Below are 15,535 nucleotides of genomic sequence, written 5' to 3' on the forward strand. Positions count from 1 at the left end.
AAGCAGAATGAAAGCAAAATTAAAAGTCATTGAAGGCCACCTCATGACCGGTATTTCTTATATTCTTCCGGTGATCATCGGAGCTTCACTTATCGTTGGTTTAGCCAAACTAGTCGGGTTAGGTTTTGGTGTGTCAGATTTAAACGCCTATAAAGATGCAGGCGGCATTTTACATGGTGCCTATTTGATGGAACAGGTTGGCTGGACAGGCATTGGCTTAATGAACGTACTGCTCGCTGGCTTTATTGCCTATTCGATTGCGGATAAATCTGGTCTTGCGGCCGGCTTTATCGGCGGAGCTCTTGCCAGCTCAACAAATGCTGGTTTTATCGGCGCCGTCATTGCAGGTTTCTTTGCCGGATATGTCGCTCTCTTTGTGAAAAGAAAAATTCAAATTCAAGGCTCCGCAGCTGGACTCGTCCCTCTGCTCATCTTACCGCTCATTACTGTTGGCTTAACCGGACTTCTCATGTCCGTTCTGCTAGGCGGTCCATTAGGGGCTTTGAACACCGCATTAATTGAATGGATCAAAGGCATGGTCGCAGATGGAACGAGCACACTCGCACTTGCTCTCATTTTAGGCGCCATGATTGGCTTTGATCTTGGCGGCCCAGTGAATAAATCAGCTTGGATGGCTGGTAATGCGCTCTTCCTATCAGGTGTCTATCTTCCTGCCATTCTCGTCAATATCGCGATTATCATTCCGCCGCTTGGATACGGGCTTGCGACATTGATTCGAAAACGCAACTTCTCTCCTACCTTTAGAGAAGCCGGACGAGGCGGTCTTGTGATGGGGATTATCGGGATTACAGAAGGAGCCATTCCCTTTACACTCGTCAATCCTTTGAAATTGATTCCGCTGAATGTCGTCGCTTGTGCTGCTGGAAGCGGGGTTGCTGCCTTATTAGGTGTCCATGACATCATGCCGCCAATTGGCGGACTCTACGGATTCTTCTCAGTAGGAAACTGGTGGGCATATTTAATCGGCGCGCTAACTGGCGCACTTGTTATTGGAATTGGTGCCAACCTACTTGTGAACTTCTCTGAGAAAAAAGAACCCCAAAAGCCAGAACATGATCAGAAGCAGAAAGAAGAAGATGATTTTGACCTTGTGCTAGAAGGATAATTTGAACAAAGAAAGGTGTCGTTACACAATGACTGTCAATGTACATGTGATTCCACATACTCACTGGGACCGGGAATGGTATTTTACCACCTCCCGCTCCCGTATCTACTTAATGAAAAGCGTAATGGACATATTGGACACCCTCGAAACAGATGAACGATTCCATTACTTCATGCTCGATGCACAAGCATCCTTGCTAGATGATTACTTGAAATGGCGCCCAAAGGATGAGGATCGAATTAAACATCTCGTCACAGCAAAACGCCTCATCATCGGTCCGTGGTATACACAAACTGATCAGCTCGTGATTTCTGGGGAATCGATTGTACGGAATCTGCAATATGGGATTGAGCGCTGTCAGCAGTTTGGACATGTCATGAAGGTCGGTTATGTCCCTGATTCCTTCGGTCAATCTGCACAAATGCCTCAAATTTATCAAGGCTTTGGAATTGTCGACACAGCCTTTTGGCGCGGCGTTTCTGATCATATGACGAATCACACAGAATTTAATTGGCGCGGGGCGGATGGCAGTGAAGTGTTTGCAGTGAATCTGCCATTTGGCTACTACTACGGAGGAAATATTCCTGAGAAGGATGAAGACCTGCAAGCCTTTCTTTCTGAAAAAATCGGGGCGCTGCAAGCAAAAGCCACGACAAAGAATGTCTATTTCCCAAATGGCTTTGACCAAGCGCCTATTCGTAAAAACCTGCCTGACTTATTAGAAAAAGCCAATGAAATAGACGAGCACCACTATCAAATCAGCAGTTTAGAAGACTACATTGCAGCAGTGAAAAAAGAGCGGACTTCTTTTGAGACATTAGAAGGAGAGCTCATTCATGCCAAGCATATGCGGATTCATAAGTCTATTTTTTCAACAAGAGCAGATTTGAAAATCTTAAACAATCAAATTGAAAACTATCTTGTCAATGTGATGGAGCCGATCCTTACAATCAGCTATTCACTCGGACATGACTATCCGCATGACACGGTGCGTGATATTTGGTACCTCATGTTTGAAAATGCAGCGCATGACAGCATTGGCGGCTGTAACAGTGATACGACGAATCAAGACGTTTTCTTCCGCTACAAGCAGGCAAAAGAAATCGCCGAGAATCTGGTGGACTTACACATGCGTCTCATCGCCATCCGGCTGCAAACTGAGCAAGAAATCACGTTCACTTTATTTAACACACTGCCTTCAAAGCGCTCTGAAGTCATTGAAGTCGAAACCTTTATCACAGAACGTCCATTTACGCTAAAAGACGCTGATGGACGAACTCTTCACTACACAGTCAAAAGCAAAACCGATGTGACAGATTATGTCTTAGCACAGCAGATTTCACTTAACCCAAGCAAAGAGGTGTACATGCCAAAGCAAGTCTGGAAAGCTGTTTTACTCATTGAAGCAGTCGACTTGCCATCCGTTGGTTATACACAAGTCAGCATGGTTTTCGATGAATCTAGTGAATCCATTTTGGAAAAAACAGAAGGTCGTGTCATTGAAAATACGTTTTACCGCATTGCAGCAAATGACAATGGGTCATTAGAAATTACGGATAAACAGACTGGACGAACGTTCTCTGAGCAAATGATCTTTGAAGACAACGGAGATGATGGGGATTCTTATAACTATTCACCACCGCGTGAGGATCTTTATGTATCATCTAAAGATATCTCATCAGCAGACATTACCGTATCTAAAAGCAGTTTACAGGAAGAGCTCACCATCAAGCTTCAATTGACTGTCCCATATGATTTAGAGGAACGCTCGGAGCAAAAGGGGACGACTTCCCTCCCGATCACAGCGAAGGTGGCTTTAAATAAAGATGAAGCGGTCATCCGTTTTCATGTGAATGTGGACAACCATGCGCTAGACCACCGTCTACGGGTACTCTTTGATACAGGTATTGCATCAAACGTATCACTCAGCGATCAACAATTTGGCACCATCGAACGTCCAACGGAGCTGACGCAAGAGCTAGAATGGTGGAACAATGAACATTGGGAAGAAAAACCGATTACCATTGAACCCATGCAATCATTTGTTGCACTTCGCAATGAAGCATATGGTGTCTCTCTTTTGACGGACTGCGTCAGAGAATACCAAATCACAGGCGCGGGCTACACAACCATTGCTTACACACTCTTCCGCTGTTTCGGAAAAATGGGGAAAGAAAACCTTCTTTACCGTCCCGGCCGGGCTTCTGGAGAAAAAATCGTGGAAACACCTGACGCCCAGCTTCAAGGTTCGCTATCATTCTCCTTTGGCATGCACTATAGCCAAGAAGCGGTGAGTGAAGGACACTTGGCTCAGCTTGCTAAACGTTACACCACCCCAGTTCAGTGCTACGAGCGGGCAGACTTTTTAAACGGTCGTTTAATTTTCTCTTTCCGAGATGAAAAAGAAGACTTACAATCTACTTATAGCCTGCTTGACATTGAGACAGACGGGGTCGTTCTAAGCGCTTTGAAAAAAGAAGAGCATGGAACAGGCATTGTCATTCGTCTCTTCAATCCATATTTAACACGTCAAACAGCCGCTTCAATCAATAGTTCATCTCTACAACATGGAGAAACAGCGAATTTAGGCGAAACACCTGAAGGACATATACTGAAAGCACAACATGGATCATTACACATTGAACCGCTCACACCTTGTCAGGTACAAACCTACATTGTAAAGAAAAAATGAACATGTAGGGGCGGGATCCATTTGGATTCCGCCTCTCTTTAATGGAGGGCATTGATCATGCGAATTGGAGGCATCGAAGCAGGCGGTACAAAATTTGTCTGCGGCTACGGAACAACAGACGGAACGATTGAACATATGACTTCCTTTGCAACAGGGAACCCAGAAGAAACATGCCGGCAAGTGATCGAATACTTTACAGAGCATCCAGTCGATGCGATTGGCATAGGCGCATTCGGGCCTGTCGATGTAAAAGAGCACAGCCCCAGCTATGGAACGATTCTCGAAACACCCAAAACAGCTTGGCGCCAATTTCCATTACTCTCAACCTTAAAACAAGCACTCGGTCTCCCTATGAAGCTTGATACGGATGTGAACTGTGCGGCGCTCGGTGAAGCTCGTTTTTCAACTGACACAGACAGACCAAATTCCTTGATCTACATCACGGTTGGGACGGGAATCGGCGGCGGTGCTTATATTGAAAACCGCCTCATTCACGGACTGCTTCATCCAGAAATGGGACATATCACCGTTCAGCGCCACCCTCATGACACCTATGGAGGCTGCTGCTCGATCCACCATGATTGTTTAGAGGGACTAGCATCTGGACCTGCCATAGAAGGCCGCTATCATACATTGGCACAAATGCTGCCAGAGGAGCATCCAGCCTGGTCACTTCAAGCTTATTATCTCGGGCAAATGACCGCAAATTTATTACTCACCCTTTCACCAGAACGCATTATATTTGGTGGAGGTGTCATGAAACAGCCGGCCTTGCTGCCGCTCATCCTTGAAGAAACAGACAAACGTCTTCATGGTTACTTACAATTACCAAAGCCATTAAATGAAATCGTCACAAAGCCTTCCTTTGACGGATTATCTGGTTTAATGGGAGCCATTGCCCTTGGAGCTGATGCCTTAAAGGAACAAGGAGCGGCGCAATGATGATGACGGCAGATACTCGAACCTACCAGCTCATTCAGCGGCTATTTGAAACGAAAGGGTTCGTGAAACTGGAGGAGCTCACTGCCTCTTTTCGCTTATCTGACCGCTCCATCCGCAATTTAATCAAAGAAGCAAACGAGCTGTTAACACAAGCTGGAGCCATGATCAAGACCATCCGCGGGAAAGGGTATACACTCTTAACAAGTGACCAAGACGCTTTCCTGCTTTGGCTTCATCAGCAAAAGCTTCCTGCCCGCTCTCTCGTACCCGTCATGCCAGAAGAGCGCATACGATTTATGATGAGAAAATTATTGCTTCAATCAGACTACTTAAAAATTGATCAATTAGCAGAAGAATTGTTCATCAGCCGTATGACGGTCAGCAGTGATTTAAAAAAAGGACGGGAGCTGTTAGCCCGTTACGGTATGACCCTTGTCTCAAAGCCTGGATTTGGCTTAAAAGTAGACGGAGACGAATTGCAAAAAAGGACGTGCTACGCAGACTTACTGCTTGAAGAAGAACCCGCCCTATCTCATATAACTGAGCGGGAACAGCTTCATTTCCCTGACATTTCACTTGAAACCATTCGATCCATTGTGCTGACAAATCTATATCAAGAATCACTGCTCATTAAAGATATTGCCCTAAAGAATTTAGTGATTCACTTAGCGATTGCCATTCAGCAAACGCAAAAAAAACAGCGGATACCCGCCAGTACCACTCACACACAAAGACCGCCAGTGTTAACAAGAATCGCTCAAAAGATCACTCATCAAATAAGTGACACGTTTCACGTCACCTTATCAGAGGATGAAACAGATTACTTGGTGATGCATCTCTTAGCGAATCAAACGTGGAAAGAAATCGATGAGCACCAAACGACAGAAGAAGTGCGTCAGGCGGTGACACGATTTCTCCAGCACATTGAAAAAACAAGCGGTCATCGTTTTGTAGATGACGATATCCTGCGTCAAGATTTGATGCTGCATATGAAGCCATTATTAAATCGAATTCAATACGGCGTGTCTTTACAAAATCCGCTTTTGCATGAGATCAAAACTTCTTATCCTTATCCGTTTGATTTGGCTGTCAGCGGACTCAATGCCTTACAGCTGGTGCGGACGCCAAATGAAGATGAGGCGGCATATGTTGCCTTACATATTGCTGCTTCATTTGAAAGAAGTCATCTTGACACCTCACAAAAAAAGAGGGCCATTATTGTATGCGGGTCTGGACTAGGAACGGCACGGCTGCTTGAAATTAAATTGAAGGCGGCCTTTCAACATGAGCTTGAGATTGTTGAGCTTTATTCTTATCAGGATTACGCTTTTAGCACGACTTTGCCATGTGATGTGATTATTACAACCGTACCTCTCGCACCAAAGGGGAAACCAATCATTCAAGTGAATGCTTTTTTTGAACATCATGATGTCCAGCGTGTGAGTGAGGTCATTCACCTGTTAAACGGACACGGTGCCCCTTCGCAGGAGCTGATGGCTTTTTTCCAAGAACGATTGACCTTGTTGGATGTGAACCTTTCAAGCAAAGAAGAGGTATTAGATACGCTTTGCAGCCGGCTGGAGGCGCATCAGCTTGTTTCATCTTCTTTTCGTTCCTCTGTGCTGGAACGGGAGCAAATGTCGTCGACCTATCTTGGCAAGGGGATTGCGATGCCTCACCCGCTCATCACAAATGAAGGCACCTCCTGCGTGGCAATTGCACGATTGAAACAGCCAATTGATTGGCAGGGAGATCAAGTATCTCTGATTTTCTTGTTAGCCATTCAGAAAGATGACGCTGTCTGCATGAATCAATTTTTTGAACAAGCTGTCGATTTGTTAGACAGTCCTGACCGCCTTCATTCCTTGACACATGCAAAGACATTTGATGAGCTGATGCATGTCCTGTTTCAATAGCACAAAAGGCCGCCCAAGTGAAATCGGACGGCCTTTTATTCATCTATTCCTCACATACGAGTCAATCGTATATGACATTTTTTCCTTCTTCCCTTAACTTTTTTAACGACGTCAGCATATGATTGATTTCTTCATCGGAATGTCTTTCCCAAGCGCCTAATTCTGCGACAATTTTCAAAGGGGATGTCGATCGATAAGAACGGGTCGGATTCCCTGGAAACTTTTGATCCGTCAAATTCGGATCATCTTCAAACTCGCCTGTCGGTTCTACAACATAAATTCTCTCTTTGGAATCAGACCGGGCTAATTCAGCTCCCCATTTGGCTGCGTTTAATGTTCCAGTAAAATAGATATGGTTCGATTGTTTATCCTGATAATTGGATAAATGCAACGGTTCAAGCAGGTCCCCAATCTTCAATTCCGCTTTCGTCCCATGAAAAAACGGCCCAGGATCTAAAACATCTTTCTTGTCATTCATACAGCCACATCCCTTATCGTTTTTGACTTGCGTATAACAGTATACGGGCTGATGCGGACGGAAAACAGTCTATAAATGAGATGAAATTCGGGGTATAATGATAGTAGAGAGTAAGATCGTTTAAAAAAAAGGAAATTTCTCATTGATTCCAACAAGAACAAAAACAAGAATACCTTCCACTGCTGACAGCGTCACAATCAATCCGTGGTTCATTGGGTGTTCCTTCGCAATTAATTTCTGACCAATATAGTTTAAAGCGTAAAAAAGAAAGAACAATAAGAAAAACAAATAAAGGATCGTCATCATCTACATAACCCTCTTTCTTATAATGGATAATCAACCAATTTTTACAATATATCATTAGACTAACATTTTAGAACAACTCGAACAATATGCTCTTGCCAATAAAGTAAACGAACAAAAAAGCCAGCCACCCGCTAATAAGGTGACTGGCTTTTTCCTGTTACTTCCCGATGTTCTCTCCATTTTGCTCGATCAATGTTTCATACCAATAAGAGCTCTTTTTCCGAATTCTCTTCAGGTCTTTCAGATCAAATTCGTCACGATTGACGTAGATAAAACCGTAGCGTTTTGAGCAGCCTTGGTGTGTACTGATTAAGTCGATGGCTGACCACGGGCAGTACCCGAATACCTCTACACCGTCAGTGATCGCCCATTTGATTTGTTCAATATGTTTTTCTAAATAATCAATTCGATAATCATCCTGAATCGATCCATCCGCTTCTAACTTGTCAAAAGCGCCTAGCCCGTTTTCCGTAATAATAAGAGGCAGCTGATAGCGATCGTAAATCTCACGCATCGTTGATCGGAAACCGGTAGGGTCAATCTCCCAGCCAAATGCATTTTTACTTAAGAACGGGTTGTTCCCGCCTTTGTAGACGCCATCTTCACCAGATTTTAAATGCTGATCTCCGCCGCGGGCAAATTCATCATTGCCATCTCCTTTACTCGCTTCAACCGTTTGAGATGTGTAGTAGTTAAAGGCAATGAAGTCTGGTTTTGCACTTTTCAAAATATCCATATCTCCCTCTTCAATCACAGGAAGAATGTCCTTTTCCTTCATGTATGCCCATGCAAGGTTGTTATAACGACCGAATACCGCCATATCAAGATATAGCCAGTTGCGGATCGCATTGTAATTAGCCGCAGCAATGATATCCTCAGGTTTTGGAGATGCCGGGTAAATAAGGGCGATGTTTGGCGCTGGTCCGATTTTCGCCTCAGGCAGCAAACGATGACAAAGCGTCATGGCTTTCGCCTGTGCCACAAGCATATGGTGGTTCTGCTGATATAGTTCTTTTTTCGGATTTTCTAAATTTGGATCCAGTGTACCTAGAGCTGATCCATGTAAGATCATCATGTTTTGTTCATTAATCGTCAGCCAATATTTTACCTTCTCACCATACTCTTGGAACAAAACTTCCGCATAACGTTCAAACGCATCGACTGTTGAACGATTTGACCAGCCGCCTTTCACTTGAAGCGCATGAGGTAAATCAAAGTGATACATCGTCACAATTGGTTCAATGTCATAGCGTCGCAATTCATCAATGAGAGAATGGTAGAATTCAATTCCCTTTTGATTGATCTCCCCATCTCCATCTGGAATGATACGTGTCCATGCAATGGAGAAACGATAAGCCTTCAAGCCCATTTCTGCAAACATCTTCACGTCCTCTTTATATCGATGATAGTGATCGCTGGCTACCTTAAAATCAGTTGTTCCTTCAGGATAGCTTTCTCTCATATCAATGACTGAAGGTCCCTTGCCATCCTCGTTCCATGCACCTTCTACTTGATAGGCGGAAGTCGATCCGCCCCAGAAAAAGTCTTTTGGAAATGGTGCTAGTGTTGAATATCTCATGATTATGTCCTCCCTTTCTTAAACTAAGTGTAAAAATGATTGTCCTGGTGTCACTTGTTTTTCTTCTGTCTCAATGATATCGCTAAATTCACCGGAATTGGTAATAATCACAGGTGTTGTGACAGAAAGACCTGCTGCTTGAATGGCCTCAATATCAAACTCCGCAAGCAGTTCACCTTCTGTAATCGTTTGGCCCTGCTCAACCTTCGGCGTAAAATGACGGCCCCCAAGTTGTACAGTATCCAGTCCAATATGAATGAGTACTTCTGCTCCACTTTCAGAGGTGAGACCGTATGCATGTCCTGTTGGGAATACCGTTGTCACGACTCCAGTTACTGGTGCAAACAGCTTGCCTTCTGATGGAATAATGGCTGCGCCCTTACCTAATGCGCCAGATGAGAAGGCTTTATCTTGCACCTCTTCTAGCTTGATGACTTCGCCAGATAAAGGACTTTTCACATGAGCTGCTTTGACACCATGTTCATTTTCAGATGCTGGTGCAGAACTAGCTGCAGGAGCTTCTTCTTCATCCACAGGATCTTTGAATCCAATCAAATAGGTTAAGACGATTGAAAGGACAAATGAAACGGAAATTCCGATTAAGAATCCTGTAAATCCTTGACCATAGAAGATCGGAAGTGTCAGTAAACTCGGAAGACCAGACGCGATCGCAATACTTTGTGAATAACCGATAATGGCACCACCGACACCGGCAGAGATCACCGCTGCAATAAATGGTTTTTTCAAACGAAGTGTGACGCCGTATACAGCAGGTTCTGTAATTCCAAATACAGCAGAAACCGCTGTCGATCCAGCCAATGATTTCAACTTTTTGTTCTTTGTTTTCAGCATAACACCGATTGAAGCACCGGCTTGTGAAAATACAGCTGGCGCAGTGGCCGGCTTAATATGATCTTTTCCATGAACCGCAATATTATTTAAAATGACTGGCACAAGCCCCCAATGGATACCGAAGATGACAAGAACCTGCCATGCCATCGCAATTAAAGCACCGGCAAGTGTAGGGCTAAAGGAGAATACTTTCAGCAGGACGGCTGCAATTCCATTCCCTGCATACACACCAAATGGTCCAAATACGATCAGTGTCAGTGGAACGACCGTGACCAGTAAAATCAGTGGTGTAATAAAGTTTTTCACACTTTCATGAATGACTTTGTTAAAGAAACGTTCGATATATCCCATCACAAACACTGCCAAAATAATCGGGATAACCGTTGATGTATAAGACATTAAGACAACCGGAATGCCGAAGAACGACACATCTCCGCCGCCTTTTGTGAGCTCTTGAATAGTCGGGTAGATCAGTGCACCTGCAATCGTCACAGCGACAAATGGATTCGCTTTAAACTTCCTAGCAGAAGTGAATGCGAGCAGCAGCGGCAGGAAGTAGAACAAGCTGTCTGATGCGGCAAATAAAATTTGATACGACGTATCTTCAGGAGATAACCATTTTGCATTAATACAGATGCCTAGAAGTCCTTTTAAAATACCGGCACCCGCCATGACACCTAGAAGCGGTGTGAAAATTCCAGAAACAATGTCGACGAATTTTCCGAAAAGACTTGTACTTTCTTCACTTGATCTAGCAGATGAAGAAGTGGAATCCTCTAATAGATTCGTAAACTCCCCAATCTCTCGATATACCTCTGGTACGGTGTTGCCGATGACCACCTGAAACTGGCCGCCGCTTTCCATGACAGTCACCACACCATTTAATTTTTCAATGGCCGCTTTATCTGCTTTTGATCTGTCATTTAATGTGAAGCGAAGTCTTGTGGCACAGTGAACCAATGAATGAACATTTTTCTCTGTCCCGATATGTTTGATAATGTCTTCTGCTAATTGACGATGACTCATACAAAAACCCCCTTTTTTTCAAAAAAATACGTTTTTAGGCAAAATAAAAACCTAAACGGGCACCAAAAATAGTCGCAACTTGCTATTGCGCTTTTTCAGTGAACGTTTAGGTTTTGCCTGCCGAACAGTCACAATCCTCTAAGACGATCATTGTGAAACCGTATTCTTTTATGTTTATGAGCAAATAGTACCACTCACTTTTTATGATGTCAACGCTTTCTTTTAAAATTCTATCTTTATTTTTCTCGTTTGATGAGTCGATTCAAATGAATCGATAGATAGAGCATTTCCTCTGATGTCAGGTCGCGATGATACGTTTGATACACATATTCCGCGATTTTCTTTGCGCAATCGTACGCCTTCGGATATTTCACTTTAATCAGCTGATATAAATCTTGATCTTCACTGACGAGTAACGTTTCATTGATGAGACGCTGTACGAAAAAGCGTAAATGTGTGAGAAAACGATAAAAGTTGAGCGAGTCTTCATCAAATTCCATGTTCAGATGATATTTCACAATGGTCAGTATGGCATTCACTTCTTTCGTGATATTGACCGTTGTATTCATGTCTTCATTGAGCTCTGCATTAATGATATGCATGGCAATAAAGCCCGCTTCATCTTCAGGCAGTTCAATATGAAGACGATCTTCAATCATCTCAAGGCATTCCTTCGCCACGAGAAATTCATCTTTGTATAAACGTTTAATCTCCCAAATCAGCGAATTCTCAATCAAGTGGTTTTTCTTTAATCGTTCGATGGCGTAATGAATATGGTCTGCCAGCGATACATGCAGACTTTCGTTTAATCTTCGGTTCAGCTTTGTATGTGCGTATTGGATCATTTCCTCGGTCACCTTGACGACATCATACGGAACCTCTTGAAGCAGCATTTTCATCCGCTCATGTACGGAATGATCCTCTAAGCGGAACACTTTATCAATTAACGCCTCGTCCACCGGATCGCCGGGACGTCTTTGAAAAGCGATGCCTCTGCCCATGACGACGATTTCTTTTCCTTGTTCATCTATCACACTAATGACATTATTGTTTAGAACCTTTTGAATCTGCATCTCCAAACACCTCCGTCTATAACCAGCCATCTACACTCAAAATATGCTCTCATCTTAACACAACTGTCAAATCACTTGGCGTTTTTATCTGACTTTTGAAATAGATTTCACGATATTTTTACTTCTTTCTTGCTGGTCTGATCCTCCCTAGGCCTGCATACAATACCCCGAGGAGGTGACCTTCGATGAAGGCTTTTTTCTGGTCAGCATCTTTTTTATTCATGTTCATTCTGACTCTCTTTATTCTAGGTATTGTTTTTTGGCTTAGTGGACAAGGCTTAGATCAGCTATGGAGATATGCGCTTATCTGTCTTGTGACAGCCACCGTTCTACACGGCGTTACCACCTGGCTAAAGCAGCATGTCATGGATCATCCATCCAAATAAAAAGGCTGCCCTCAGTATTCAGGCAGCCCTTCCATTATTCCTTAGATGAGGCGGCTTCTTTCTGAGAAGCACGCAGTTCATCGTTGATTTTTTTCGCATCTTCTAAAAACTCTGTTTCAAATCCACTTTTGAGTGCCCACATATAAAATAACAACGCCACAACTGCAATAAGTGCCATATCCCAGCCATAATGAATGACGTTATACCCGCCAAATTTATCACTACCGAGACAGGAAATCGTCATCATCACAAGCAAATACACAACCATCCAAGCACCTGCTTTAAAGTGACGGCCAAAGCCCTTCCACTTCGCTTTTGCTTGATAGTAAAAATAGATTGGCAGACCGATGAGAATAATGAACAACACCTGACCCGTCAGCGGCCATCTCGCCCAGTACAGTGTCAATGATGCAAAGACAAAACCAAGCGGAGCAATGATGCTGAGCCCTTTAATCCGCAATGGACGATATAAATCTGTTCCCGTCTTTCTCAGAGTCATGACTGTCACAGGTCCTGTCAAATAGGAAATCAGGGTCGCCACAGAGATAATTTCAGCGAGAACCCCCCATCCTCTAAACAAAAACAGAAAGATAAACGATACGCCTAAGTTAAAAAACATCGCTGGACGAGGCACACCGTAAATTGGGTGCAGACGGCCAAGTACACTCGGCATGTACTTGTTTTTTTCCATCCCATAAATCATACGAGACGTCGTCGCCGTATACGTAATCCCTGTTCCAGAAGGAGAAACGAACGCATCTGCATATAAAATGAGGACAAGCCAGTTGATTCCTAGCGCAATGGCAAGGTCAGCAAATGGCGAGTTGAAATTCAAATGCCCCCAGCCATTCACAATCATTGATGGATCGACAGCGCCAATAAAAGCGATTTGCAGCAGCACATAAATGACCGTTGCAATCAAAATCGATCCAACAATGGCGATTGGAATCGAACGCCCTGGATTTTTCGCTTCTCCTGCCATATTAATCGGGCTTTGGAAGCCATTAAAAGCAAACACAATCCCTGATGTTGCCACTGCTGTGAGCACACTCGCCCAGCCGTTCGGCGCAATACTTGTTCCAGAAGTAAAATTCTCACTATGAAAACCTACGAATAAGAGCGCACCAATTGTTAATCCTGGAATGACGATTTTAAAAACCGTAATGAATGTATTCGCCTTTGAAAACAACCCAACTGTCCAATAATTGAGCAGAAAATAAATCACCAGCAGCACACTTGCCACCATGAGCCCCTCGGTCGTCAAAACCCCTTTTGTGACCAAATGGCTTGTCCACTTTGCCCACTCCCAAGGCCATGAGCTCATGTATTGAACGGAAGCCACTGCCTCAACAGGAATCACTGAGACAATGGCGATCCAGTTTGCCCAAGCGGCGATAAATCCAATAAAAGAGCCATGTGAATATTGCGTATATTTGACCATTCCGCCTGCCTCTGGAAACATCGACCCGAGTTCACTATAAGACAATGCGATAAATAAAATAACAACCATCCCGATCAACCATGACAAAATAGCAGCAGGGCCGGCGATTTGAGCAGCCCGCCACGCACCAAAGAGCCATCCTGAACCAATGATTGAGCCAAGACCTACCATCATTAAAGCGAAAGTTCCCATCCTACGATGCAAATGATTCATGTTCATAACACCTTTCGATTAAAATACAGAGCATGTGTCGAGCAAGCGCCTTTCTTTTATAGCAGCTCACCTTTCATTCCATTGGCAAATACTTTCTGATCTGAACTTTTATCTTTGTTCATTTTTTTGCCCGTTATATTATCTCTCAATTCTCCATTTTCTGAAATAGTCGAACATGCTTATTTCAAAAGAAAGCGCTTTTTCAACTGTTCAATCTATTAGACTGATTAACTACCTTTACCCTTATTTTGAAAAAAACAAAACAAAAAAGAAAGAGGAAATGACTTCCTCTTCCCTTTGAACACGTATCATTCAAAGAAAAAAGGATAAAAGGGAAACCCTCTTATCCTTGTGAGATTGCTTGTTCTTTTTCAATGACAGCTAGTCTTTCTTGAACTTCTTCTTCAGATAAATTGTGCTGTTTTACATAAAGGTTACGTTCGCTTGTGCGGCATTCATGGCTGCAGCTGCGCATATATTTATGCTCGCTTTCTTCTGTTGCAATCATTTTGCGGTTACATGCAGGGTTCGCGCAGTTCACATAACGCTCGCAAGGTTCGCCAGTGAAGAAATCTTTTCCTACCACGACGTGCTCTGTTTGATTGACTGGAACCGTTAGGCGGTTATCAAACACATAACATTGACCGTCCCATAGCTTTCCTTGAACTTCCGGGTCTTTTCCGTACGTGACAATTCCACCGTCAAGCTGGGATACATCTTCAAAGCCTTCACGCTTTAACCATCCTGAGAATTTCTCACAGCGTACGCCGCCTGTGCAATACGTCAGAATTTTTTTCCCTTCAAGAATCTCTTTGTTGTCACGAATCCACTCAGGCAATTCACGGAATGTCTCAATGTCAGGGCGCACAGCACCTCTGAAGTGACCGACATCAAACTCATAATCATTACGTGCATCAATCACGACCGTATCAGGTGATTGCATTTGCTCGTAAAATTCAACTGGGCTGAGATGTTTCCCCGTTAATTCTAGCGGATTCACATCATCTTCAAGACTTAAATTCACCAATTCATTTCGATGACGGACGTGCATTTTCTTAAACGCATGACCATCTGCTTCGTCAATTTTAATTGGCATGGACGCAAAGCGTGGATCTTCTTTCAATGCTTGCATGTACTTGTCCGTCTGCTCAATGGTACCAGAAACGGTTCCGTTTATGCCTTCAGATGAAACAAGAATACGACCTAACAAACCAAGTTCCTTACAGAATGCTAGATGCTCTGCTGTAAACGTTTCTGGATCCTCAATGGGGACATATTGATAGTAAAGTAATACACGATATTGTTTTTCCATATATATAAACACCTCTTAAATTTAATCAAAACATACCATTTTATATCATACAGGAAATACATACCTTAAGGCAACGTCAGCAGTTCAATTCCATAAAACGGAAGGGTCTATGGTCTCATATTGTTCGATTATTTGACAGAACTTTCTGTAAAATGAGATGATTTAAGAACTATATGATTTCGTAAAGGAGCAT

The 15,535-nt window shown here is 43.4% G+C and carries 12 protein-coding genes; 5 read left to right on the forward strand and 7 right to left on the reverse strand.

Going from position 1 to position 15,535, the window contains the following annotated elements:
• Positions 1-7: 7 nt before the first annotated feature.
• The 4 genes from KVT11_RS17050 to KVT11_RS17065 are packed head-to-tail and all read left to right on the forward strand — an operon-like array spanning position 8 to position 6,676.
• Positions 8-1,126 (forward strand): PTS fructose transporter subunit IIC, encoded by a 1,119-nt coding sequence (locus tag KVT11_RS17050; protein WP_008342177.1) that lies wholly within the window; start codon positions 8-10, stop codon positions 1,124-1,126.
• A 28-nt stretch (positions 1,127-1,154) separates the two neighbouring features.
• Positions 1,155-3,818, forward strand: coding sequence for a mannosylglycerate hydrolase (gene mngB / locus KVT11_RS17055; RefSeq protein ID WP_116307360.1), 2,664 nt, complete (start codon positions 1,155-1,157; stop codon positions 3,816-3,818).
• A 57-nt stretch (positions 3,819-3,875) separates the two neighbouring features.
• Positions 3,876-4,760: an ROK family protein gene (locus KVT11_RS17060; protein WP_048003124.1), complete on the forward strand. Its 885-nt coding sequence runs from the start codon at positions 3,876-3,878 to the stop codon at positions 4,758-4,760.
• Positions 4,757-6,676, forward strand: a complete 1,920-nt coding sequence (locus KVT11_RS17065; RefSeq protein WP_116307358.1) for a BglG family transcription antiterminator — start codon at positions 4,757-4,759, stop codon at positions 6,674-6,676. Before KVT11_RS17060 ends, KVT11_RS17065 begins: the two co-directional genes overlap by 4 nt.
• A 61-nt stretch (positions 6,677-6,737) precedes the next feature.
• Here KVT11_RS17065 and arr read toward each other — a convergent pair whose 3' ends face one another.
• From arr to licT, 5 genes are all read right to left on the reverse strand, one after another.
• Positions 6,738-7,154 carry an NAD(+)--rifampin ADP-ribosyltransferase gene (arr, locus tag KVT11_RS17070; protein ID WP_007498448.1) on the reverse strand — a complete coding sequence of 139 codons (417 nt, stop codon included), beginning with the start codon at positions 7,152-7,154 and terminating at the stop codon, positions 6,738-6,740.
• 120 nt (positions 7,155-7,274) lie between these two features.
• Positions 7,275-7,460: a hypothetical protein gene (locus KVT11_RS17075; RefSeq protein ID WP_008343855.1), complete on the reverse strand. Its 186-nt coding sequence runs from the start codon at positions 7,458-7,460 to the stop codon at positions 7,275-7,277.
• Between the two features lie 157 nt (positions 7,461-7,617).
• Positions 7,618-9,039, reverse strand: a complete 1,422-nt coding sequence (locus KVT11_RS17080; protein WP_116307356.1) for a glycoside hydrolase family 1 protein — start codon at positions 9,037-9,039, stop codon at positions 7,618-7,620.
• An 18-nt stretch (positions 9,040-9,057) separates the two neighbouring features.
• Entirely contained in the window at positions 9,058-10,917 is a 1,860-nt protein-coding gene (locus KVT11_RS17085; protein WP_048002337.1) for a beta-glucoside-specific PTS transporter subunit IIABC, read from the reverse strand.
• A 236-nt stretch (positions 10,918-11,153) separates the two neighbouring features.
• On the reverse strand, positions 11,154-11,990 hold the full coding sequence (gene licT, locus KVT11_RS17090) for a BglG family transcription antiterminator LicT (RefSeq protein WP_017358738.1): 837 nt from the start codon (positions 11,988-11,990) through the stop codon (positions 11,154-11,156).
• 185 nt (positions 11,991-12,175) lie between these two features.
• Here licT and KVT11_RS17095 point away from each other — a divergent pair, with 185 nt between their 5' ends.
• Positions 12,176-12,376 (forward strand): hypothetical protein, encoded by a 201-nt coding sequence (locus KVT11_RS17095; RefSeq protein ID WP_008343859.1) that lies wholly within the window; start codon positions 12,176-12,178, stop codon positions 12,374-12,376.
• Positions 12,377-12,410: 34 nt separating this feature from the next.
• Here KVT11_RS17095 and KVT11_RS17100 read toward each other — a convergent pair whose 3' ends face one another.
• Positions 12,411-14,030, reverse strand: a complete 1,620-nt coding sequence (locus KVT11_RS17100) for a glutamate/serine transporter AimA (RefSeq protein WP_024719047.1) — start codon at positions 14,028-14,030, stop codon at positions 12,411-12,413.
• 343 nt (positions 14,031-14,373) lie between these two features.
• Positions 14,374-15,342: an oxygen-dependent tRNA uridine(34) hydroxylase TrhO gene (gene trhO / locus KVT11_RS17105; protein ID WP_007498459.1), complete on the reverse strand. Its 969-nt coding sequence runs from the start codon at positions 15,340-15,342 to the stop codon at positions 14,374-14,376.
• Positions 15,343-15,535 lie beyond the last annotated feature (193 nt).

Source organism: Bacillus sp. GbtcB10 (assembly GCF_019091365.1).
In the GTDB taxonomy this organism is placed as follows: domain Bacteria; phylum Bacillota; class Bacilli; order Bacillales; family Bacillaceae; genus Bacillus; species Bacillus altitudinis.

Bases quoted from the DNA above. Each gene is read 5' to 3' on its own strand.
- KVT11_RS17050 (WP_008342177.1), top strand. From the start codon at position 8: ATGAAAGCAAAATTAAAAGTCATTGAAGGCCACCTCATGACCGGTATT.
- mngB (WP_116307360.1), top strand. From the start codon at position 1,155: ATGACTGTCAATGTACATGTGATTCCACATACTCACTGGGACCGGGAA.
- KVT11_RS17060 (WP_048003124.1), top strand. From the start codon at position 3,876: ATGCGAATTGGAGGCATCGAAGCAGGCGGTACAAAATTTGTCTGCGGC.
- KVT11_RS17065 (WP_116307358.1), top strand. From the start codon at position 4,757: ATGATGATGACGGCAGATACTCGAACCTACCAGCTCATTCAGCGGCTA.
- arr (WP_007498448.1), bottom strand. From the start codon at position 7,154: ATGAATGACAAGAAAGATGTTTTAGATCCTGGGCCGTTTTTTCATGGG.
- KVT11_RS17075 (WP_008343855.1), bottom strand. From the start codon at position 7,460: ATGATGACGATCCTTTATTTGTTTTTCTTATTGTTCTTTCTTTTTTAC.
- KVT11_RS17080 (WP_116307356.1), bottom strand. From the start codon at position 9,039: ATGAGATATTCAACACTAGCACCATTTCCAAAAGACTTTTTCTGGGGC.
- KVT11_RS17085 (WP_048002337.1), bottom strand. From the start codon at position 10,917: ATGAGTCATCGTCAATTAGCAGAAGACATTATCAAACATATCGGGACA.
- licT (WP_017358738.1), bottom strand. From the start codon at position 11,990: ATGCAGATTCAAAAGGTTCTAAACAATAATGTCATTAGTGTGATAGAT.
- KVT11_RS17095 (WP_008343859.1), top strand. From the start codon at position 12,176: ATGAAGGCTTTTTTCTGGTCAGCATCTTTTTTATTCATGTTCATTCTG.
- KVT11_RS17100 (WP_024719047.1), bottom strand. From the start codon at position 14,030: ATGAATCATTTGCATCGTAGGATGGGAACTTTCGCTTTAATGATGGTA.
- trhO (WP_007498459.1), bottom strand. From the start codon at position 15,342: ATGGAAAAACAATATCGTGTATTACTTTACTATCAATATGTCCCCATT.